Consider the following 22589-nt stretch of genomic DNA (forward strand, 5'->3'; position numbering starts at 1 on the left):
GGAGCCCGCATCACCCGCCGCCCGTGTCGGCGCGCTTCCTTATTCTGGTCGTGCGACAACGCGCGACCGTAGGAGGGGAGATGCCGGATCCCGGGGCCGGTTCGGGTGCCACGACGTGGGACGACATGGCGCAATGGCTCGTCGCGTCGCTCACCGGCAGGCCGGTCGGATTCGTCCTCGAGATCGGCCCGCGCGACTATGTGCCGTCCGAGGACGACCCCGAGGTCGTGTGCGCGCAGATCCATGTGCTCGCCGACGGTGTGCTCATGCTCCGCCGCTCACGTATCGAGCTGTCGCACCTGCTGCTCGGAGACCACACCCCGAACGGGCTGGTCCTGGACCTGTGGCACTTCGACGGCCACTTCGAGGACTGCACCGACGGCTATCTGTTCTCCCGCGACGTCCGCCTCGTCGCCGACACCTGTGTCGCCTGGTTCCGGGACGGCTGGAGCACCGCGTCCGCCGACGAACTGGGATGCAGCCTCCGGTTCCCCGACGAACTGCCCCGTACCGATACGACGATGCCGTAGCCCGCTGCGTGATACACCCGCCCGCACGCACCGTGAACGGCGATCGATACCGAAGTGGTGCCTCGTTCCTCCCACGAGGAACGCCGTCGCCCTGTTGACTCTGCACTCAGCGGCCCTGACTCCCAGCACCGACACCGCATCGGCGCAGAGGCGGTTCCCTCATGACGAGTCCACCGACATCGCCACCGGTCTCGGACGGAGGTTTCTCCGTCACGGACCCGCAGGAGTCGCTCGACCGCCTCTTGCGGGATCTGCGTACCCGCACCGAGGGCCTCTCGGCCAGAGAGGCCGAACGGCGTTTGGCCCAGGTGGGCGCGAACGACCTGGTCCGGCAGAAAGGCGAGCCGGCCTGGCGCGAGCTGCTGCGCCAGCTCGTCCATCCGCTGGCGCTGTTGCTGTGGGTGGCGGCTCTCCTCGCCTGGGTCTCCGGTTCGGGGCCGCTGGCCGTCGCGATCGTCGTCGTCATCTGCCTCAACGCAGGATTTGCCTTCGTGCAGGAGCGTCACGCCGAACAAGCCGTGGAAGCATTGTCGGCCTACCTGCCGCCGCATGCGCGGGTGCTGCGAGACGGACAGGAGACTCAGGTCGAAGCGCACCTGCTGGTGCCGGGTGATGTCGTTGTCGTCTCCGAGGGCGACCGCATCTCCGCGGATGCTCGGCTGTTGTCCGGGGCGGTGGACATCGATACGTCGACACTGACCGGTGAATCCGCGCCGGTCGAGGTACGCGTCGACGCCGGCAGCACCGATGTGCCCCTCATCAGGGCACGAGACGTGGTGTTCAGTGGAACCTCCTGCACGGCGGGCGAGGCCACCGCGGTGGTGTTCGCGACGGGCATGCGCACCGAACTCGGCCGGATCGCCGCCCTGTCGCAGCGAGTGGGGCACGAGGAGAGCCCGCTCGAGAAGCAGGTCAAGCGGGTGGCGCAGCTCATCGCGCTGGTGGCGGTCGGGATGGGGATCGCCTTCATTCCGCTGGGCACCATCTTCGCGGGCTTGTCGCTCTCCCAAGCCGCCGATTTCGCGATCGGGTTGCTCGTCGCGAACGTCCCCGAGGGACTGTTGCCGACGATCACGCTCGCCCTGGCGGTCGGGGTGCGGATCCTCGCCCGGCGGGGTGCCCTGGTCAAACGGATCTCCGCGGTGGAAACACTCGGTTCGACGAGCGTGATCTGCACGGACAAGACCGGCACGCTCACGCTCAACGAGATGAGCGTGGTGGAAATGTGGACTGCTGCCGGTGTCCTCGACTTCGACGGGTCGCCGGAGCGCCCGGCACCCGACACGCCGCCGGCTCGCCTCGCCTGGGCTGCGGTGTGCTGCAGCAATGCGACGATCCGCCGCAAGGACACATCCGGTGACGATCAAGGCACCGGGGACCAGACCGAATTGGCGCTGCTCCGTGCGGCCGAGGCGATGGGTGTCGACGTACCCGCCGAGCATTCCGGTCGCCTGGCGCTCTACTCGTTCGACTCCGTGCTGCGCCGCATGTCCACGGTCGATGACGGTCCCGGCGGTGCCTGGGTGCACACCAAAGGTGCGCCGGAGGTCGTGCTCGCCCGCTGTACACGGATCGCGGTCGGCGTGGGCGGCGACCGCGAACTGACGGACGCCGATCGCCTCGAGGTCGAGGGTGTCGTCGATTCGTGGGCACGACAGGGACGACGCGTCCTCGCGCTTGCCGAACGCCGTCTCGATCCCGAAGCGGGGTCGCTGCCCGAACGCGACGACGCCGAACACGACCTGGTGTTGCTCGGTGTCGCCGCCATGATCGATCCGCCCCGCGCAGAGGTGCCCGACGCGGTCGCGCGATGCCACGACGCCGGGATACGCCTGATCGTGGTCACCGGCGATCACGCGCTGACCGCCCGAGGTGTCGGCGAGAGCGTCGGTATCGGGCGGGGCGGACTGACCGTGCTCGGGGGTGACGAGGTCGACCGCATGTCCGACCGCGAACTCGACGCGGTCCTCGCGACTCCTGGCGAATTGATCTTCGCGCGCAGTTCGCCGGAGTCCAAGCTGCGGATCACCGACGCGTTGCAGGGTGCCGGATACATCGTGGCCATGACCGGCGACGGCGTGAACGACGCTCCGGCGTTGCGCCGCGCCGACATCGGTATCGCGATGGGCAAGTCGGGTACCGATGTGGCGCGCGAAGCGGCGACTATGGTTCTCACCGACGACAACTTCGCGACCATCGTCACTGCCGTCGAGGCCGGCCGCAGGGTCTACGACAACGTCCGCAAGTTCATCGTCTACATTTTCGCGCACACCACCCCGGAGGTCGTGCCGTTCCTGCTGTACGCGTTGAGTGGCGGGGCCATACCTCTGCCGTTGACGGTGATGCAGATTCTGGCGATCGACCTCGGGACGGAGACGGTGCCTGCTCTGGCGCTGGGACGTGAACGCGCGGAGCCGGGACTCATGGAACGCGCACCCAGGACGCGGGCCCAGTCGGTCATCGACCGATCCATGATGGTCCGTGCCTGGTTGGTGCTCGGCGGTGTCTCGACGGTGCTGGTGCTGGCACTGTTTCTCGGCACGCTGGTGGCCGGGGGATGGTCGCTCGGCGCCGACGTCGGCGCCGGTCCGCTGCACCACACCTGGCAGCAGGCGACCACCATGACGTTCCTTGCGATAGTCGCGTGCCAGATAGGCACCGCCACGGCGGCCCGCACGCAGCGTGCCTCGCTCGCCGACATCGGGTTGTTCACCAACCCGCTGTTGCTGTGGGGCATCGTATTCGAGGTGTGCTTCGCGGCAGTGATCGTGACGGTGCCGGTCCTCCGGGAAGTGTTCGGTACTGCGGTGCCCGAGTGGTGGCAGCTGCTGCTGTTGTTGCCGCTTCCGGTCGTGGTGTGGGGATGCGACGAACTCCTGCGCAGAAGAGCCCGCCGCCACGCCCGATGAGCGGCTCTGCGCAGGGTTCGCGCGAGGTCAGCTCAGCGCAACGGTGCACCCGGGCTGCAATGTGGCTGTCCGGTCGCGGCACATCACCTCGATCGGGCGATGGTCTCCGGGTCCGGCGGTGACCTCCACCTTCCGGCCGTGGACCGACACCTGGAGGTTGTGTCCGCGGTAGCGCATCGGGAACTCCAGTGCACCGAGGCTTTCCGGCCACTGCGGGTTCAAGATGAGGTGGTCGCCTCGTGTCTCGAGTCCGGTGAAGCACCGTTGCAGCAGGTCGATGCTTCCCGCCATCGCCGCAAGATGGATGCCCTCCCGGGTGGTGCCACCCTGAATATCGGTGACATCCGAGACGAGAACTCTCTCGAAGTACTCCACGGCCTCGTCGCGATGGCCGCGCGCGAGGACCCACGAGTGCACCACGGCGCTCAGGGTCGATCCGTGGGACGTGCGCGCGAGGTAGTAGTCGATGGTGCGGGGGATCGCGGCCGGTTCGAACCGGTAACCCGCGCGTCCGAGCAGGTCTCGCAGTTCGTCGGCCGAGAGTACGTAGAACAGCATCACCACGTCGGCTTGTTTCGAGGCGCGGTACCGGTTGACATCGTCGCCTTCCGCCTCGAGGATCCGGTCCAGTCGCTGAATGTTTCCGTACCGCTCGCGATAACCGTCCCAGTCGAGTTCGGCCAGATCGGCGTATCCCTCGAATTGGCTCAGTACCCCGTCGTGGAACGGAACGAACATCCGCCGGGTGACATCGGTCCACCGGGCGAGTTCGTCCGCGTCGAGGTGCAGACTGTGCATCAGGTCGGTCCGGTCCGGATCAGGAAGTGTGGCAAGCGCTTCCATCGCACGAAGAATGACCCATATCGCCATCACGTTGGTGTAGGCGTTGTTGTCGATGCCGTCGTACGGAGCCTCGGGGTACCCGGAGTGGAACTCGTCCGGTCCCACGACCCCGCGCATCACGTATCGGGACCGAGTGCTGTCGTACGTGGCGAGACTCGCGAAGAACCGTGCGATCTCGACCAGCATCTCGGCGCCGCACTCACCGAGGAACGCGAGATCCCCGGTGACCTGGTAGTACTGCCACACGTTGAAGGCCACGGCAATGCCGATGTGATGCTGCCGCGCACTGGGGTCCGGCAGCCACCGCCCGGACCGCGGATTGAGGTGCCACTGCTGGCTCTCTTCCCGTCCGTCGCTTCCGGATTGCCACGGGAACATCGCGCCCTGGTAACCGGCGGCACGGGCCGCGCGGCGTGCCTCCGGCAGCCTGCGGTACCGGTACATCAGCAGGGACCGGGTCAGCGACGGTTTCCTCAGGTTGAGCACCGGGAAGACGAACAACTCGTCCCAGAAGATGTGTCCGCGGTAGGCCTCGCCGTGCAGGCCGCGGGCCGGGACACCCGCATCGAGATCGGCGGTGTTCCGCGACAGGGTCTGGAGGAGATGGAGCATGTGCAGTCGCAGAATCCGGGACTCATCCGGCCGATCATGGAGAGTGATCCGGGTCCGGTCCCACAGGAGTTCCCACGCCCGCACGTGACCGTCGAGGATCTCGTCGAACGTGCCCGACGCCGACAACAGGCGGGTGGCCGCGTCGGCAGGATCGGAGACCGCACGGTCGCGACCGGTGAACACGGTGGCCAATTTGTCCACCGTGACGGTTCGACCCTCGTCGACGCGGACAGCGACGATATGGCCGATGCTGCCGTCATTCTCGAACAACTGACAGGTGCTGTCGTGCCGTTCGCCGTTGGACCGGACGGTGGTGCGTGCTGCCGTCGCCACCGGGACATGCGACTGGTTCGTCCGCATGCTCAGCATCACCGAACCGGGCGACACCTCGCGCGCGTCCATCGGGACGAGATGTCGATCGGCCAGGTCACGGTATCGGTCGACGAGCGCGTTGCGGACCGAACCGTCGAGCGAAGATCTGAACTCCACGAGGCCCGACCAATCGTGCGCCACCACCGTGGTCTGGAGCGCGCCGATATGCGCCAGATGCATCGCGACGAACCGTCGCTGGACCACTGTGGTCGTCCGCCCGGCGGCGTCGCGATACTGCACCCGGCGGGTGAGAACCGCCCGGCGCAGGTCGAGGTACTGGCGGTAATCGAGCAGTTCGACCGCGTCCACGTCGAACCACGGTCCACCGTCGATCCGGAACGTCAGCGGCAGCCAGTTGGGCGTGTTCACCAGGCTTTCGTTGACGAGCGTCATGCCCGGACGGTCGTCCTGCAACCGGTTGAACAGGCCGGCGACGTACGTGCCCGGATAGTGGGTCGGACCGGCGACTGCTTCGGGCGCACACCCGCGCGTGGCGAAGAACCCGTTTCCCACGGTGCAGAGTGATTCCCGGAGTTTCTCGGAATCAGGGTCGTAGTCGTCGTAGAACAGCGTCCACGCACCGGCCCGGGACGCATCCGGCGGGTTGCGCTCGAGCATGTCGCCGACCAGATCCAGCAGCTCCTGCACCCCGGCCGCGCCGTTCACCGCGAACCGGGCGGCGCTCCGTCGATCCTCGCCGGCCTCGTGCCGGACCACGACCCCGATCCCGCCGCGGGGCAGCGCATCGAATGCGTCCTCGTCGGTGCGATCGCCTCCGATGTATACGGGCAGCACCGACTTCCCCTGGGCGATGTGTTCGAGCACCCAGTGCAGTGCTGTGCCCTTGTCCCGCCCAGGCGCGGGACTGATTTCCCCGCCATCCGGGTGACCGGATGCTCGGTCGGCACCGGTCCCCGTCGCGAGTACGGCAGGGTGTTCGTACTTCTCGCCGGCCGGTCCGGCGAGTTCGAACCCGTGTCGGCCCGCGTACCACAGACCGGGTATCCCGAGCCGGTCCTGCAGGCCCGTCAGGTCTCGTTCGCTCAGCACCACGACGATGCATGTTTCCGCCAGCCTCGCCAGAGCGCTCCGAAGGTTTTCGGTCGGCTCGGTATCCGCCGTGGCGGTGTCGAGGTCGAGTAGCAGGACCGGTTCGTGGAGCCGCAGGAACGCCGCCAGTTCCGCGTCGGACGCGGCGGCGTCGGGGATGTCCGAGAGGGGGCGATCATCTGCCCGCAGTCCGATCTCGCCGAGATCCCGGACCACCACGTGTGTGCCCGCGACGATCGGATCCCGCTCGCCTCCCTCCCGGTCGACTTCGATGACCAGGGCGAACCCGGCACGATGCCCGGGGTGCACCCCGTGCTCGCCGCGGGCTGTGACGAGCACGGCGGACGACGGCCTGGCGCCCAGGAGTGCCGCGGCACCCTCGGGTGTCGTCTCGTTCACCGCGACGGACAGTGGCCCGTTGAGGCCTGCGGTCTCCAATGCGTCCTTCGCGTTTCCGCTGGGCGAGAACACCGCCATCCCCACACCGACACTGTCCAGTCGGCGCAGCAGTGCAGTCACGGGGTCGGCTCGTTTCTCGGGTTCGCCGGGACCGGACGCTTCGGAAGCCCCGGCACCGGAGAACGACGCGACACCCGGAACGACCCCGAGATCGACGACCACCGCGCTGTGATGCCGCAGGTCGATGAGCGGCCGGTCAGCGGTGTCACCCTCGTCGTTCTGCACAGTGCCTCCCGGACGGAACGAGAACAGTCTTCCCACCTTCCACCGGACAGTAGCCCGGTGATGCGGGCGCGAGTTCGAAAAGGACGAGACCTATCGATACTGCGGAATAGAGCGTCCGGCACCCGGAGAGGACACGGCGCGGTATCGGAGTTGCGTCGGCTGGGACTCGACTCGCGGAATCGTTAACACCCGTGGTCGTCCCTGCGACATGTCATACGTCGGGGTACCCATCCATTCGGTCATCGAATTGAGGCACCCACCATGCGAAAAGCATCTCCATTCCTCGCCGCGCTGTTCGGAACGACACTGCTCGTGGCTGTGGCCGGCGGAGCCGGCGCTCAGATCCCGGGCGATACCGGAGAGTCCGCGCCGACGGCGGCAACGGCCCAAACGACACCGCCGCCGACACCGCCGCCTACGACGACTCCACCACCGACGACCACGCCGCCGCCTACGACGACTCCACCACCGACGACGAAACCACCGACCACGAAGCCACCGACGACGACACCGCCGACCACGAAACCACCGACGACCACACCACCGCCCACGAAACCACCGACGACCACACCACCGCCCACGAAACCGCCGTCATCGACGACGCCGCAACCGACGCACCCGCACAGCACCGTGCCGCCGCATGCCCCGGTTCCGGATAGTCCGAGTACGCCGCCGGTCCATCGCGATCCCGATGCGCGGGTGCCGGTGCAATCCATCCCTGCCGGATCGATTTACGGTCGTTGACATGCGGGCACGACCGAGCATCACCGTTGTGTGCGCAGCCGCCCTTGTATTTCTCGGCGGCTGCGCCACCACCTCCGATCCGGATACCGCCTCCGTCCCGGCGTCGGTGACGGAGGGCAAGAAGGACATGCCGCCACCGGTCGCGGCGATCGCCGACGACCCGGCAGCACCGGTGTCCCTGACGCTCGACGGCGTCACCGCGCCGACCGACCCGGTCGCCACCGACGCGAGCGGCACATTGCTTCCCCCGCAAGATGTTTCACGACTCGGCTGGTGGGTGGACTCTGCGATGCCCGGCGGGGGGAGCGGTGCGATCGTGGTGACCGGACACGTCGACGACGTCGATCAAGGAGACGGGTTCGCCGCGCGATTCGCCGACGTGCGCGAAGGTGACGAATTGACCGTGTCGACCGGTGACGGGCGCGCACGCGAGTATCGCGTGGACCGGTTGCTGAGCGTGGGCAAGGAGGGAAACCTCCCGCTCGACGAAATCAACCGGCTCGACGGTCCTGAAACGCTGCTGCTCGTCACGTGCGGCGGGGAATTCGTCGGACCGCCGCTCGGCTACGCGAACAACGACTTCGTGTTCGCCGTGCCGACCGGTCCCGTCGCCGAGGTACCTGCCCCGTAGCCGGCGGCAGCAACGGCTCAGCGGCCGAAAGGAATACGGAGCCCCGTCCGCAACGGCCGGCCGTCACTTCTGTGGTTCGACGCCTGCCGAATCGTCGCGCGGATGCTTCACCGAATCCGCCGTCATTCGTGCTCGCACGAGTTCCGTGCGCGCGGCATCGAGTTCTGCCCGGCACCGGACGACTTCGGTGCGCAGATCGTTCAACTCGGCCCGCAGCTCGTCGCTGCGCTCGCGGGAGGCCGTCTCCGCGGCGCGGGAGGTGGCGGCCGAGACCCGGGCCTGCTCGAGGTGATCCCGAAGCTCGGCGTTCCGGTCGCGTTCGGCGCCGAACTCGGACTCGAGGCGGGCGACGGTTGCAGACTCGCGTTCGAGCGCGGCCCGAACCCGACCGAGTTCGTCGCGTGTCTCGGAGAGTTCGGTGCGGATGCGATCTCGTTCGGCGGCGGTGTCGTCGAGCGCGCGACGGCACCCGGTGAGGTCGGCCTCGAGTTCCTCGATGGTCTCCCGGTATTCGGCGGCGACCCGGTGGTGCTCGGACTCGGCATCGGCGAGCCGGCCCTGAAGATGTTGCAGCGTGTCGGCATGGTCGTCACTCACCTGGGTGAGTTCTTCCTCATGGGACTGCTGGAGCCGACGGACCTGTTCGGCGTGGGCGGCCCGCGCGTCCGCGAGTTCGGCGTCGACAGCGACGACCGCCGCATCGGCGTTCTCGCGATCCTCGGTGGCCTGCGCGAGCTGTTCGCGCAGTCGCGCGATCTTGGCGTCGGCGTCGGCGCGGACCTTGGCCAGTTCGGTCGCAGCTCTGGTCATCTGCGCTTCGACAGCCTCTGCGTCGGTCAGCTTGTCGACCGCTTCGGTGATACGGGTCGCGATTGCTGCGTACTGCTCGAGTGTCGTCGCGGTGAGAGTCCGCAACGCCGTCGTGGTTGTAGCCAGGGTGGAAATCGCGTCGTCGGGTGTGGATGCCTGCGCAGCGGCGGGGGAGAGCGCCGCTTGTTTCTTGGCACGTTCGCGCTCGCGGTGGGCACGTACCCGGTCGGCGGCCGACGCGTACTTGCGGGGCCGGCCCACGCGCGCGGGTGCACCTTCAGGCTGCCCGGACGGATCCCCGCCGTGGTCGTTTTCCGGGCGGGAGGTATCGGGGGAAGGGGTGCTCATGGAGTCCTCGTGTCTGGGATGCGCGTCCGACGCCGCTTATCGGGCTATGCACGACCATAATCTATATTTCATATCCGTACAAGAACGAAATGAATTACGAAACGTAATGAAATGAAACGGACTGAACAGGGAATACGCCGACATCGGAAGATACGAAACTAATAAGTAACGAAGTCGATCCGTCAGAGGCGACGTGATGGGCGTCCCGAACGCGCTCGCGGGAGCCTAGTGTCTGATCGTCATAATTCCCTCTTATGGTGAGTTACTCGCCGAGGGGTGCGAAAAACTGTGCCCCCCTTCCTGGCGCCTACGAGGCCCCGCGGACGGCGAGTCTCGGGGGAGGAAAAGTGGGCAGCCGTGCCGGGTGGGAGTGTCGACGTACCTCGACCTGCGCGGGAGTTACCGCGAACCCGGAACCGACGCTCAGTGATCCGAACGAGTGTGCGTGTCCTCGCCGAACAACTCGCGCACCATCCCCGCAGCTTCCGGCGGTGCCTCGACCTCGAGAACCACCCGGCTACCACTCAGACGCAGGGTGAACTCGAAGAACGGGCAGCACTGCTGCTCTGCGGCGGCGAGTCGGGCGAGAGCACCTGCTCGGTCGACGGGCAGCCGCAACCGGACCCCTGCCGTGCTCGGTTCCCGGACGGCGCCGATGAGCAGCCGGCGCCATTGTTGCGCGCGAGTGCGATGGTCGGCGCCGCCGAGGGAGCAGGCGATCGGCGTCGCGGACCCGCCGTTGTCCGCGACGCGGGATGGGGTGAGAGGCAGATGGTGTGCCCGACTGCGAGTGTCCGGTGCATGCACGACGCAGGTGGCATCGCACGGCTCGGCGCGTTCGGGCATGTCGTCGAGCCAGCTAAGTGCCCGTCGAAGTGTGTCGGCGAATGCGATGAGCTCCGCAGTCCGCGCATCGGTGTCGTCCAGGCGTGCAGCCGTCTTCGGCCGTAGCCGAGCACGCACCGCGGCGCAGGAACCGTGCTCCCACACCGCGAGCAATTCACGGATCTCACCGAGGCTGAGTCCTAGATGTTTGGCTGCCTGAATGAACCCGACGCGGTCGAGATCACGCTGCCGGTAGATGCGATATCCGCTGTCGGTTCGGCCGGCCGGGACCAGCCCTGCGGATTCGTAGTACCGCAGGGTGGTCGCTGGGACGCCGGTGTGTTCGGCGAACTGGGAAATCAGCATCGTGCCCACACGTCGACGGTAAACCTTCGACTCGACTCGAAGGTCAAGCTCCGAACCCCGATCCCTTATCCGCGGTAGTCCATCTGCCGGGCCACGCGCCGCGCGAGATCGTCGTCGACGAGGGACACCAGGTGCAGGGCGAGGTCGATGCCTGCCGAGATACCGGCGGAGGTGTAGATGCCGCGATCGTGCACCCAGCGTGGCCCGTCCAGCACCGTCAACTCGGGAAAGCGGCGCGCGAGTTCGGCGAGGTCGTCCCAGTGCGTGGTGACGCGGTGGTCGGTCAGCACACCCGCGACGGCGAGTAGGAACGCTCCGGTACACACCGAGGCGACGATCGGGGTCGACGATCGCGCAGCGATCCAGGCACGCAGGTCCGGATCGCTCTCGGCGACCTGCGTGACACCGCCCGGTACGAGCAGCACATCGAATTCCGGTGCGGTGGCAATCGATACGTCGGTACACACCCGCAGACCGCCGCGGGCGGTGACGATCGACCGATCCGGATATGCAGACACGAGTGTCGCACCGGCGCTTCCACGGGGACTACCTGCCGAAAGGCGCGCGGCCACCGAAAACACCTCGAACGGCCCGAACGCGTCGAGCACCTCGACGTCGTCGTAGACGAGGATGCCGTACCGAGTCGCTGCCACGGCGCGATCGTATCGTCGCTGCCGCGCGGTGAGTGCGCGCGGCCGGCGGGGAGCTTCAGCGGGCGGGGGCGCCGAACCACCGTGTGAGGCGACTTTCCGCATCCCGCTGGTCCTCGCCTACCCATGCCACGTGGCCGTCCGGGCGCAGCAACAGCGCTGGTACGTCCAGTTCTTCGCAGGGATCGACGATGTGGTCGACGCGGTCGGCCCAGCCCGCCACCGACAGGCGACCGGTGCGGTCGAGCAACAGTCCTCGGCCGGCGTGCAGCTGCTCGTAGAGCCGCCCGCGTTCCAGGCGTACATCCCTCATGTGCCTGCCGACCAGGTCGTGCGGGTCGCCGAGGTCGTAGCGGACTCCGATCGCGGTGACCTTCTCGACCAGGTAGCGGTTCACCACGTCGAAATCCATCAGTTGCGTCACCAGGCGGCGCACAGACTGTGGGCCCGGTTCGACGGACATCAACTCCATCATCGCGCGGGTGGTGTCGAGTACGTCGGCGGCGACCGGGTGTCGCTCGTCGTGGTAGCTGTCCAGCAGTGCCTCCGGCGCCCACCCGCACACGGCGCCGGCCAGCTTCCAGCCGAGATTGAACGCGTCCTGGACACCGAGATTGAGCCCTTGCCCACCGGTCGGTGGATGAATGTGCGCGGCATCGCCGGCCAGTAGCACCCGGCCGACGCGGTAACGCTCTGCCAACCGGGTGCCGTTGCCGAACCGGGACAACCAACGCGGGGAATGTGCGCCGAAGTCCGTACCAGACACACTCCGCATCTGGTTCCGCAGTTCGTCGAGGGTCGGTGGGACCCTGCGGTCTTCGGCCACCCCGGCAGCGGGCACGATGACCCGATAGCGCCGCCCCTCACCCACAGGCATCGCGCCGAACCGCAGCTGCGTCTTCCGGACTTCGGCACTCACGGCGGCGATCGTCTCCGGCGTCGCGGTCAGTTCCACCTCGCCCAGCAACGTGTCCACCGTGGACGGTTCGCCGGGGAACGGGGTTCCGGTAGTAACCGCCGAAAAATCAACGGATATGACGTAGCTGCTGGTCAGCGTCGGCGTTCGGCTCCCGGGCCCAAGATCGAGGTCAGCTCGCGCATCGCCTGTGGGGACGGTTTGAAGTATCGGCGCAGGTTCTCGGCTTTGCGGTGGCGGGACTTGGCCATCAGTTCCAGCAGGCTGGCCCCGGATTCCCCGAGGTGGGTCAGGCCGGAGTGGCGCAGTTCGTGCAGGTCCCAGCCGGTCCGGGGTCCATCGACGGCGGTGGCGGCGTCGAGCAGGTCGCGGGCCTGGTCGTAGGACAGCCGGGCCAGGCCGGTGTTGGGACAAACGTCGCGGTCGGCGAGGTACTTGCCGGGCCCCGGCCGGCGGTGGGTCACGAAAACAGGTCCGCGGGTGCGGTCGCGGATGAGCCGGGGCAGCAGGCGGGCGGTGCCCGCGTCCCAGTACACGTTCTCGAGGACGTGTTCGTGGTGGGCGGCGCCGCGGCGGCGGGTACGGGGTTTGGCGCCCTTGGACTTCACCGCCGCGCACCGCCCTGCGAGGTCGAGGTCTTCGACGTTGAGCTGGAGCAGTTCCTCGGCACGGGCACAGGTTTCGTACAGCATCCGCCACAGCGTCTTCTCCCGCAGGTGGATCTCGCGGCGGGCGATGAGCCGGTCGATCGCGGTACGCGAGCGGACGGGGGTGTCGGAGTCCGGCGGAGTGGACCGCGCGGCCGAGGCCGGGACGCTCGGCGCGGTCCAGCCCTGCTCGGCGCACCAGGACAGCCATCTGGCGACTGCGGCGCGGCGCGCGTTCCAGGTGTTCACCGCGGCGGTGCCCCAGAGGGTTTCCAGTGCGGCGCCGACTTCGGTGTCGGTGACCGAGTCCAGGGCGCGGCTGGCGGCGGTGAGTCCGTCGTGGCGGGCGTCGAGCTGGTCGACGGTCTTGACGACGGCGATGCCGTAGGCGCGGCGGGTGTTCGCCGAGCCGATCGTGTCGAGGAACGCCTCGGCGGCGGTGCGCAGGGTGCGCGCCGGCGGGGCGGTACGCAGCCGGGTCACTCTCGCGGCCATCGGATTCCCCTCTTCAGTACTATAGCCCCGGATAACGGGGTCGCTTCGTGTGCACCCCGGAGCGGGTCCGCCGCAGGTCGCCTCTCAAGTTACCCCGGATAACAGACCATTATCCGGGGTATCACTGCTATCGTTGAGCGGTCACGGCCAGACGCGTACCGCCGTTCCGGTGCCTCCACCCGACCGGGTGGAGGCACCTTCGCCGTTCCCGGGTAGCGCCGAGTCCGCCGCGATCATGGAATATCGTGCCGGTCATGACCACGGATGATTGGTTGGCCGACACCCGAACCTCTTATGACACGGTTGCGGTCAGCTATGCCGACCAAGTGCGCGGCGCCCTCGCCGGACACCAGTACCTTCGCGCGGCTCTGGCATTGTTCGCCGACAGCGTGCGGACCGCTGGCGGCGGACCGGTCGCGGACGTCGGCTGCGGCCCCGGTGAAGTCACCGCCCACCTGCATGAGCTCGGTGTCGACGCCTTCGGTATCGACCTCTCCCCGGCGATGATCGACGTGGCCCGACGCGACCACCCCGACCTGCGGTTCGAGGTGGGCTCGATGACGGAACTGAACCTGCCCGTCGCTTCGGTGGCCGGCCTGCTCGCCTGGCAGTCTTTGATCCACATCCCAGACGACGAGGTGCCGACTGTATTCGGGCGCTTCCACCAAGCACTGCGTCCCGGCGGACCGTTGCAACTCCTGTTTCACGTCGGCGGCGAGTCGCTGTTGAAGACAGAGGGCTACGGCGGTCACCCGATGAAGGTCCATGTCCACCGCCGGCAGCCGAACCAGGTGGCATCGTGGCTGCACGATGCCGGATTCGTGGTCGAGGCCCAGATGCTGCTCGACCCGGATGCGAAAGCTCAGCAAGCGATTCTCTTCGCACGCAGTAAGTCCTAACTTCTGCACATGTCGGGCTCGCCATTCGGAACCGCGAGGTCCCCGACGTACACCGCCCGGCGGGAAGCGTGGACCTGGAGTACGCATGTCACCGACCAACGCGACGCCGAACCGCATCGCCCCCACTGACGCGCCGCCCCTTCGGCGCCGCGGTCACCTGCCGACCAGACGCCCCGCCCGCGCAGTCGACCCAGGAGCCGGCATGGAATCCCGGCGTCACCCACAGCGAGCCCGAAATACGCCCTGCACGTCTGGACCGGCCGGGCACGGCCGGTGATCAGCCGGCACACCGGACGCCAGTGGGCGGGCATCACCGCCGACAAGCTGCGGATCGGAGTCGAGGGCGCCCCTACTCCTTCGGCTACATCGCCGGACCGCACCACTCACGGGCCTGGGACCACGACTGGACCCAGGACGGACGATCCTGCGCGGACCTGATCCCGGACATGAGGACCACCGAATGGCTCGACCACGAGCACACGAACCGGGCCCTGGGGTAACGCCGGGACCGGTCAGAACAGGGTGTCGCGCACCCGCAGCGGCCGGTAGCCCGTCGGGCCGAGCGCGGCGAGTTCGCCCTCGATGTCGACTTCGATCGCGCCGAAGAAGTTGATGTTGGCGCTGTGCGCGGGGCTGACGTGGGCCAGGACCTCGTCGTCGATGCGGTGCCCGGCCCGGCGCATCTGCTCGACCGCGAGGCCGTAGTACTCGGTGGTCCAGGCGATCACGGCGTTGGTGGCCAGGGTCAGGCACCACGCTTGCTCGGTCTGGTCGGCGAGCTGGCGGGCGCGGATCGTGCCCTCGTGTGCGTAGAGCAGGTCGCGGCGTAGTGCGTGCAGGGATTCGCCCTTGTTGAGCTGGCGGGTGATCTTGCGCCGGTAGTCCGGATCGGAGAGGTATTTCGCGGCGTAGATGGTGCGCCGCAGCGCCCCGTACTCCTTGAGCGCGGCGGCCAGGGTGTTCTGACGGCCCGAGGCGGAGAGCTTGCCGACGAGCAGGGAGGCGGTGGCGTGCCCGAACTTCAGCGAGCCAGCCAACCGGAGCAGGTCGTCCCAGTGCTCGGCGATCAGATCGATGTTGGCCTTGCGGGTCATCAGCGGGCCCGCGTGCGGGAACCGGGCCTCGGCGTCGGCGCGGGGGCCCGGCCGGTAGAGGGTGATGCGGCCCAGGTCCCGGATGCGTGGGGACAGCTGCATCCCGAGCAGGTCGAACAACCCGAAGTTGACCAGGGTGACCCCGTGGGTGTCGGTGGCGTGTTCGGTGATCGGCAGATCGGTGGCGTTGCCCAGGATCTCGTCGAGCACGTAGTGGGCTTCGCGTTTGGTCGCCACGATCACCTTGGTGCCGTAGGTGGCGTGGGTGTCGGTGACATGGGTGTAGGTCGACAGGCCCTCACCGGCGAAGTAGCGGCTCATCGGCCGCGCGGTGGTGGATTTCCCGCGCGTGGGGAACCGCTGCCCGTCGCTCGACGACAAGGTCCCGGTGCCGAACACCGGAGTCAGCGGGAGCCGCTGGTGGTAGTCGATGAGTACTAGGCTGGCCGCGCGCAGGGTTTCCTCGCGCACATACCATTCGTCGGTCCAGGACAAGATGTCGTAGGAGATGCCGCAGGCCTCGGCCATCCGGGTCAACCCGAGGTTGGTCGAGTGCGCGAGCAGCACCGCGATCAGGTTGCGCTTCAACTCCGGCGTGCGGGTGGCCTGTCCGCCGGCGTGGGTGAAGCAGTCCAGGTAGCCGGTGCGTTTGTCCAGCTCGATCAGCAACGACACGATCGGTGCGAACGGCAGCATCTCGGTCAGCTCGGCCTTGAGCGCGATCGCCTCGGCCGGAACGTCCTCGGCGGTCAGCGGGGAGATGATCAGATCCCCGGACTCGCCGTCCAGGCGTACCGGCCCCTCACCTTCGGCGAGCACGGTCTCGAGTTCATCGACCGCGGTGTGCAGTTCTTCGACGACGGCGGCCAGGGCGACGCCGGGATCGGCCGACCGCCCGACCAAACGGCAGAACTCGCCGCGCTGCGGTTCCCACCGTTGCGGTGTGAGCAGGTAGGCGGCCGGGTCGGCGTAGCGGCGTGAGCCGGGCACGTACACGTCCCCGCTGCGCAGCCCGTCGCGCAGCCCGAGCAGCACGCACAGCTCCCAGTAGTGCCGGTAGGCGGTAGCGCTGCCGGACTTGCGCGCCGCGTCGAGGTAGCCGCGCCACTTCGCGGGCACGAACCCGGTCGGGGCCTCGTCGAACACCTTCCGCCGCGCGGTCGCGTTGAGTTCACGCAGCATCGCGACCGCGATCAACAACTCCGTCGCCGCGGTCCCGCCCGCGAACTCCACCGTCGACAGCACCGCGGGGGTGAACTGACGCAGGTAATTGTAGGAGGAGTCCAGCGCGGCCAGGTGCCCGTGATCACGCGGCAACCGGGGTTTGGCCTGCGCGATCGCCGCCCGCAGACGTTCCCACCCGATCGCATCGCCGCGGATCAACGCACCGATCTCCTCATCGGCCACCGCAGGATCGGTCACGATCGCCAGGAGGTCGTCCAGCAGGGCCTGGCGGTCCTCTCCGGATTTGCCGCGTTCGGCCAATTCCTGCTGCATCCGGCGTTCGGCGGCACCGAACTTCGCCGAGATCGCCTGATCGAACAAGGCCACGACCTCGTCGAGCACGTCGGTTCCGGACTGCGCCAGCACGGTGAGCAGGATCGGATACCGCCGCTGCGGATCCCGGCGTTCCAACGCCTGCGGGGTCAACCGGCGCCCCATCGTGGCCAGGAACCGGCGTCGTTCGGCGGGCAGCACCGACATATCGAGCCGGTCGGCACCCAGGTCGCGCAGGAACGCCAGCTTGTCGACCTCGGCGCGCACCGCAGCCGCGGACGCCTCCACCGGCCCGGTCGACAGCCACCGCAACCGCGAAACCCCCAGCGAGGCATCGGTGGTCAGCAGTGCGTCCAACTCGGCGCAGCGGGCCGGGGTGAACTCGTGGGCCAGACGGTCGTAGGTCTCGCGCTGGGCCTGCTCGCGGGCGTGGGCGACGCGTTCGACCATGCTCACCGGGCCTGGGCGGATCACCCGCGCCGAGATCAGATACTCACACCCCAACCGGAACAGCAGAGTCGGGGAATCGTGTTCCATCGCCCGCGCGAGCAGGAACTCGTCGAGCTCCTTGAGTTCGAGCGCACCCGCCGCCCGCCAGCCCAGATACTGAGCGACCAGGCGTAGATGGTCGGTGCGGGTCTGGGCGCGGCGGCCGTAGGAACGGATCTCAGTGCCGTCGAGCCGCAGCTGCTCGGCCAGCCGCGCTACCGCGACCGGCGGGGCGGTCACCACACGATCGGGCACGAATCCCAGCCACGGCAACGTGCACAACGCGATCGCGATCCCGAGCCGATCAGCCGGACCACGACCGCGGCCGGGATCGACGAACGCCAGATCCGCCGGCGAGAGCGTGAAGAACCGGAACAGCTGCTCCCGGCCGATCTCCGGGAACTCCCGCAGACGCGCCAACTCCTCATCCGCGAACACCCGCGTCGCCACGAAACCGACCTCCCATCAACCAACCACGTTGGGAGCCAAGCCAACCAGTAGTCCGCCTCCACCGCAGGCCGAACCGGGCCCTCACCAGCAATCAGCCGCGGCTACGCCATATCCGTTGATTTTTCGGCGGTTACTACCGGAACCCCGGAACGCAACCCCGAGCAGCGTGCGCACCGTGCTGCGACCACCGTCGCAGCCCACCAGATATCGGGAGCGCAGCCGCGTTCCGTCCGTCAGCACCGCGGTGACACCGTCGTCGTCCTGCTCGAGTCCGACGACCGTGCAACCGCGCCGGATCGACGCGCCCAGTTCGGATGCGCGTTCGGTCAGCAGACGATCGGTGACGGGCTGGGGGATGCCGAGGACGTACGGGTGTGTGGTGTCCAGACCCTGCGGGGCCGGTGCGGGAATGCCCGCGAAGAAACCGCCCACCGCGTGCTTCTTTCCGTGCGAGAGGAACCGCTCGAGCAGTCCGCGCTGGTCCATCACCTCGAGGCTGCGTGCGTGCAGCCCGAGCGAGCGCACGACCGGGGTCGGCTCCGTGTCCTGTTCCGGTACGACCACCTGCAATCCGTGCAACCGAAGTTCGGCCGCCAGCATCATGCCGGTCGGCCCGCCCCCGACCACGATGACGTCGATCATGAGAACCCCCATTCGTCCGAAGTGGATCCGGTGCGCCGGCCAGGCGGCGATGCGGCGTGGATGCCGCGCAACCCTGCATGTGTGCAGGTCCTGGCCTCGAACGGCGATTGTGCAGGACGCTGGGGGTCTTGCCGCAAGACCGGGGGTGAGCTATACCTTGAAAGGGGCAGGGAGCGCACGACTCCTTGCCTTCGTCGTTTCCGACGTCCCTCCTGTAGCCCGATCCGTCCGGCCGCACCCGTCGATCCGCATCTGGGCACGCGCGGGCCGTGGCCCCCGAATGGGTGACATCGGGCATCTGCGTCGAGTTGTGGTTACCGTTGTGAGGGTGATCACATGCTGACCCGTCTGATCGTCGCGTACCTGTCGCGTTATCGCGCGTACGTCGTCGCGGTGGTAGCACTGCAGTCCGTCGCGACGGCTGGGATGCTCTACCTGCCGACGCTCAACGCCGACATCATCGACAACGGCGTCGCGAAAGGTGACACCGGATACATCATGCGCATCGGCGGGTGGATGCTCGTGGTGGTGCTGCTGCAGGTGATCTGCACCGTCTCCGGTCAGTACTTCGGTGCCCGCGGCGCGCTCGCCGCCGGCCGCGACATCCGGCACGATCTCCTGCACCGGGTGAACACCTTCTCCGCGCGGGAGGTCGGCACGTTCGGCGCTCCGTCGTTGATCACCAGGAACACCAACGACGTTCAGCAGATCCAGCTTCTCCTGGTGATGAGTTCGTTCGTTCTGGTCACCGCGCCGATCATGTGCATCGGCGGCATCGTTCTGGGCATGCGCGTCGCGCCGGGGCTGGCCTGGCTGCTGGTGGTGGCGGTGCCCGTCCTCGGTCTGACGATGAGCCTGATCATCCGGGTGACGATCCCCGGGTTCCGCTCCATGCAGGCGTTTCTCGACAGCGTGAATCGCGTCCTGCGCGAACAGATCACGGGCATCCGGGTCGTGCGCGCCTTCGTTCGGGAACACCACGAGATGGAACGCTTCGGGGTCGCCAACGACAAACTGGCCGACGCGACCCTACGGGTCGGACGAATGATGGCACTGATGTTTCCGGCGGTCATGTTCATCACCAACGTGACGACCGTGGGGATCATCTGGTTCGGTGGCCACGCCGTGTCCGACGGGAGCGTGGAGATCGGCGCGCTGAGCGCGATGATCACCTACGTCGTGCAGATCATGATCTCGGTGATGATGGCGTCGTTCCTGGCGATGATGGCCCCGAGGGCGGCCGTTTGTGCGGACCGGATCGGGGATGTTCTCGCCACCGAAACGTCGGTGGTGCGGCCGGCCGACCCGGCCGGGTTCGCCGCGGATCCGGCGACCGTCGACTTTCGCGCCGCCGAGTTCCGATACCCGGGTGCCGACCAGCCGGTACTGCACGACCTCACCTTCCTCGTCGCGCCCGGCACGACCACGGCCGTCGTAGGGTCGACCGGCTCGGGGAAGACCACCCTGGTGGGGCTGGTGCCGCGCTTGATCGATGCGACGGCCGGGTCGGTGCTCGTCGGCGGCACCGACGTCAGGCGACTCGATCCCGACACGCTGCGATCGGTGATCGGATTGGTCCCGCAACGGGCGTACCTGTTCTCCGGCACCATCGCCTCGAATGTGCGGCACGGAAAGCGTGATGCGACGGACGAGGAGATCTGGGAGGCGCTACGTATCGCGCAGGCCGACGAGTTCGTCCGTGCGATGCCGCTGGGCCTCGACACTCCCGTGGCCCAGGGCGGCACCACGGTCTCGGGTGGGCAGCGCCAGCGTCTGGCGATCGCCCGGGCGCTCGTCCGAAGACCCGCCGTCTACGTGTTCGACGACGCGTTCTCCGCGCTCGACCTGTCGACCGACGCGCGCCTGCGGTCCGCGCTGCGGCCGGTCACCATGTCCGCTGCGGTGATCATCGTTGCCCAGCGCGTATCGACCATCATCGACGCCGACCAGATCGTGGTACTCGATCGCGGACGGATCGTCGGACTGGGCCGGCACGACGAGCTGGTGGAGACCTGTCCGACCTACGCGGAGATCGTCGGGTCGCAGCTCGCGGTCGAGGAGCAGGTGTGACGGGCCCCGCCGCACGGCACGCGGCCACCGCACCGATCCAGAAGCCCCGGTCGTTCGGACCGTCGGTGAAACGGTTGATGCACCGGCTGGTGTCCTACCGCGGTTTCGTGGTCACGGTGCTGCTGGCCACCGTCGGATCGGTGATCCTGTCCGCGATCGCGCCCCGGGTTCTCGGGCACGCCACCGACTTGATCTTCAACGGCGTGGTCGGGCGGATGCTTCCGGCCGGTGCCACGAAGGACGAGGCCGTCGACGGGCTTCGCGCGCAGGGGCAGGACACCTTCGCGGACATGGTGGCGTCGATGGACCTCACCCCCGGTGTGGGCGTCGACTTTTCGGCCGTCGGTCGAGTGCTGATGATCGTGCTCGGGCTGTATCTAGGCACCGCGCTGCTGTCGTGGATCGGCGCCTATCTGCTCAACATCGTCGTCGTCGGCACGATCCGGCGGTTGCGCTCGGATGTGGAAGCGAAGCTGCACCGGTTGCCGTTGCGCTATTACGACACCATGCCGCGCGGCGATCTGCTCAGTCGCGTCACCAACGACCTCGACAATCTGTCCCAGAGCCTGCAACAGACCATCTCGCAGGCACTCAACTCGGTCCTCACCGTCGTCGCGATCCTGTTCATGATGTTCTGGATCTCGCCGCTGCTCGCACTCATCGCGCTCGTGACCGTCCCGTTGGCGCTCGGAGCAACGGCCCTGATCGCCCGCAGGTCCAAACCGCATTTTTCCGCGCAGTGGTCCTCTACGGGAAAACTCAACGCCCAGGTGGAGGAAGCCTTCACCGGTCACGACATCGTGCAGGTGTTCGGACTGCAGGCCGAGGTCGAGCAGGAGTTCGACACCCGCAACGACAAGCTCTACAACTCGAGCTGGCGGGCCCAGTTCATCTCGGGCCTGGTGCAACCGGCCATCATGTTCATGGGCAACCTGAATTTCGTGGCGGTCGCCGTCGTCGGCGGACTACAGGTCGCCTCGGGGTCACTGAGCTTGGGGTCGGTGCAGGCCTTCATCCAGTACTCACGCCAGTTCACTCAGCCGCTCACCCAGATCGGTGCGATGTTCAACCTCCTCCAGAGCGGAGTCGCCTCCGCCGAACGCATCTTCGACATCCTCGACGCCGACGAGCAGACCCCCGATCCCGCCCGGCCGCAGAGCCCGTCGACCGACAACGGGCGCATCGAATTCGACGACGTGTCGTTCCGGTACGTGCCGGACAAGCCGCTCATCGAGAACTTGTCGCTGGTGGCCGAGCCCGGCCACATGGTGGCCATCGTCGGCCCCACCGGCGCGGGCAAGACGACCCTGGTCAACCTCATCATGCGGTTCTACGACGTCGACTCGGGAACGATCCGCGTCGACGGTGTGGATTCGACCGCCATGACCCGCGACGACCTGCGAGAACGCACCGGGATGGTCCTGCAGGACTCCTGGCTCTTCGGCGGCACCATCTACGACAACATCGCATACGGCGACCCGTCCGCGTCCCCGGAGCAAGTGCGCGAAGCCGCCGAGCTGAGCCACGTCGACCATTTCGTGCGTTCCCTGCCCGCCGGGTACGACACGCTGCTGGACGAGGAAGGCGGCGGGGTCAGCGCCGGTGAACGGCAGCTGATCACCATCGCGCGCGCATTCCTCGCGAAGCCGGTCGTCCTCATCCTCGACGAGGCGACGAGTTCCGTGGACACCCGCACCGAGCTGCTGATCCAGCAGGCGATGGCGACCCTGCGCACGGATCGCACGAGTTTCGTGATCGCGCACCGGTTGTCGACGATCCGCGACGCCGACGTCATCGTGGTCATGGAGGACGGGCGCATCGTCGAGCAGGGCAACCACGAGGAGTTGCTCGCCGCCCGCGGCGCGTACTACGAGCTGTACCTCAGCCAGTTCACCGGCCCGGCGGACTCGGCGGTGGGCGCCGGGCCGGCGTCGACCGTCGAGCATGCGTGACGACCGCACCCCGACAACGCCGACGCGCGGCCCGACGCCACGAATTCGGCGTCACAGTGGCAGG

At 67.8% G+C, this 22589-nt stretch carries 13 protein-coding genes and 2 pseudogenes; 6 read left to right on the forward strand and 9 right to left on the reverse strand.

The window, feature by feature from the left end; all coding sequences use genetic code 11:
* The first annotated feature begins 80 nt into the window (after nt 1-80).
* Nucleotides 81-530, forward strand: a complete 450-nt coding sequence (locus tag ACFWBU_RS05695; RefSeq protein WP_378527757.1) for a hypothetical protein — start codon at nt 81-83, stop codon at nt 528-530.
* Nucleotides 531-691: 161 nt separating this feature from the next.
* Entirely contained in the window at nt 692-3439 is a 2748-nt protein-coding gene (locus tag ACFWBU_RS05700; protein ID WP_378527758.1) for a cation-translocating P-type ATPase, read from the forward strand.
* A 27-nt stretch (nt 3440-3466) separates the two neighbouring features.
* Here ACFWBU_RS05700 and ACFWBU_RS05705 read toward each other — a convergent pair whose 3' ends face one another.
* Both ACFWBU_RS05705 and ACFWBU_RS05710 read right to left on the reverse strand, forming a co-directional pair.
* Complete coding sequence (locus tag ACFWBU_RS05705) at nt 3467-7000, reverse strand: trehalose-phosphatase (protein WP_378527759.1); 3534 nt, start codon at nt 6998-7000, stop codon at nt 3467-3469.
* 338 nt (nt 7001-7338) lie between these two features.
* The gene (locus tag ACFWBU_RS05710; RefSeq protein WP_378527760.1) at nt 7339-7716 is read right to left on the reverse strand and encodes a hypothetical protein; all 378 of its coding nucleotides are present in this window, start codon (nt 7714-7716) and stop codon (nt 7339-7341) included.
* 29 nt (nt 7717-7745) lie between these two features.
* On the opposite strand from ACFWBU_RS05710, the gene ACFWBU_RS05715 reads away from it, so the two are divergent.
* Nucleotides 7746-8375, forward strand: a complete 630-nt coding sequence (locus tag ACFWBU_RS05715) for a class F sortase (protein WP_296549665.1) — start codon at nt 7746-7748, stop codon at nt 8373-8375.
* A gap of 63 nt (nt 8376-8438) precedes the next feature.
* Here ACFWBU_RS05715 and ACFWBU_RS05720 read toward each other — a convergent pair whose 3' ends face one another.
* The 5 genes and pseudogenes from ACFWBU_RS05720 to ACFWBU_RS05740 all read right to left on the reverse strand — a co-directional run bounded on the left by ACFWBU_RS05720 (nt 8439) and on the right by ACFWBU_RS05740 (nt 13432).
* The gene (locus ACFWBU_RS05720) at nt 8439-9533 is read right to left on the reverse strand and encodes a hypothetical protein (protein WP_378527762.1); all 1095 of its coding nucleotides are present in this window, start codon (nt 9531-9533) and stop codon (nt 8439-8441) included.
* Between the two features lie 423 nt (nt 9534-9956).
* Nucleotides 9957-10724 (reverse strand): MerR family transcriptional regulator, encoded by a 768-nt coding sequence (locus ACFWBU_RS05725; protein WP_378527792.1) that lies wholly within the window; start codon nt 10722-10724, stop codon nt 9957-9959.
* Nucleotides 10725-10789: 65 nt separating this feature from the next.
* Entirely contained in the window at nt 10790-11377 is a 588-nt protein-coding gene (locus ACFWBU_RS05730) for a DJ-1/PfpI family protein (RefSeq protein ID WP_296549668.1), read from the reverse strand.
* Between the two features lie 55 nt (nt 11378-11432).
* Nucleotides 11433-12380: pseudogene (locus tag ACFWBU_RS05735) on the reverse strand (FAD-dependent monooxygenase); the annotation flags it as partial.
* Nucleotides 12381-12424: 44 nt separating this feature from the next.
* Nucleotides 12425-13432: a site-specific integrase gene (locus ACFWBU_RS05740; protein ID WP_229564909.1), complete on the reverse strand. Its 1008-nt coding sequence runs from the start codon at nt 13430-13432 to the stop codon at nt 12425-12427.
* A 254-nt stretch (nt 13433-13686) separates the two neighbouring features.
* Here ACFWBU_RS05740 and ACFWBU_RS05745 point away from each other — a divergent pair, with 254 nt between their 5' ends.
* Nucleotides 13687-14331 (forward strand): trans-aconitate 2-methyltransferase, encoded by a 645-nt coding sequence (locus ACFWBU_RS05745; protein WP_229564910.1) that lies wholly within the window; start codon nt 13687-13689, stop codon nt 14329-14331.
* A gap of 512 nt (nt 14332-14843) precedes the next feature.
* Here the strand turns inward: ACFWBU_RS05745 and ACFWBU_RS05750 are convergent.
* Together ACFWBU_RS05750 and ACFWBU_RS05755 are read right to left on the reverse strand one after the other, a co-directional pair.
* Nucleotides 14844-17861: a Tn3 family transposase gene (locus ACFWBU_RS05750; RefSeq protein WP_378527763.1), complete on the reverse strand. Its 3018-nt coding sequence runs from the start codon at nt 17859-17861 to the stop codon at nt 14844-14846.
* A gap of 132 nt (nt 17862-17993) precedes the next feature.
* Nucleotides 17994-18503 (reverse strand): annotated as a pseudogene (locus ACFWBU_RS05755) (FAD-dependent monooxygenase); the annotation flags it as partial.
* A gap of 336 nt (nt 18504-18839) precedes the next feature.
* Between ACFWBU_RS05755 and ACFWBU_RS05760 the strand changes: the two are divergent.
* Together ACFWBU_RS05760 and ACFWBU_RS05765 are read left to right on the forward strand one after the other, a co-directional pair.
* A complete protein-coding gene (locus ACFWBU_RS05760) occupies nt 18840-20573 on the forward strand; it encodes an ABC transporter ATP-binding protein (protein ID WP_169622247.1) in 1734 nt (577 codons plus the stop codon).
* A gap of 77 nt (nt 20574-20650) precedes the next feature.
* Nucleotides 20651-22525 (forward strand): ABC transporter ATP-binding protein, encoded by a 1875-nt coding sequence (locus tag ACFWBU_RS05765; RefSeq protein WP_169652204.1) that lies wholly within the window; start codon nt 20651-20653, stop codon nt 22523-22525.
* Nucleotides 22526-22589 lie beyond the last annotated feature (64 nt).

The organism is Rhodococcus sp. NPDC060084 (genome assembly GCF_042730335.1).
Lineage (GTDB): Bacteria > Actinomycetota > Actinomycetes > Mycobacteriales > Mycobacteriaceae > Rhodococcus.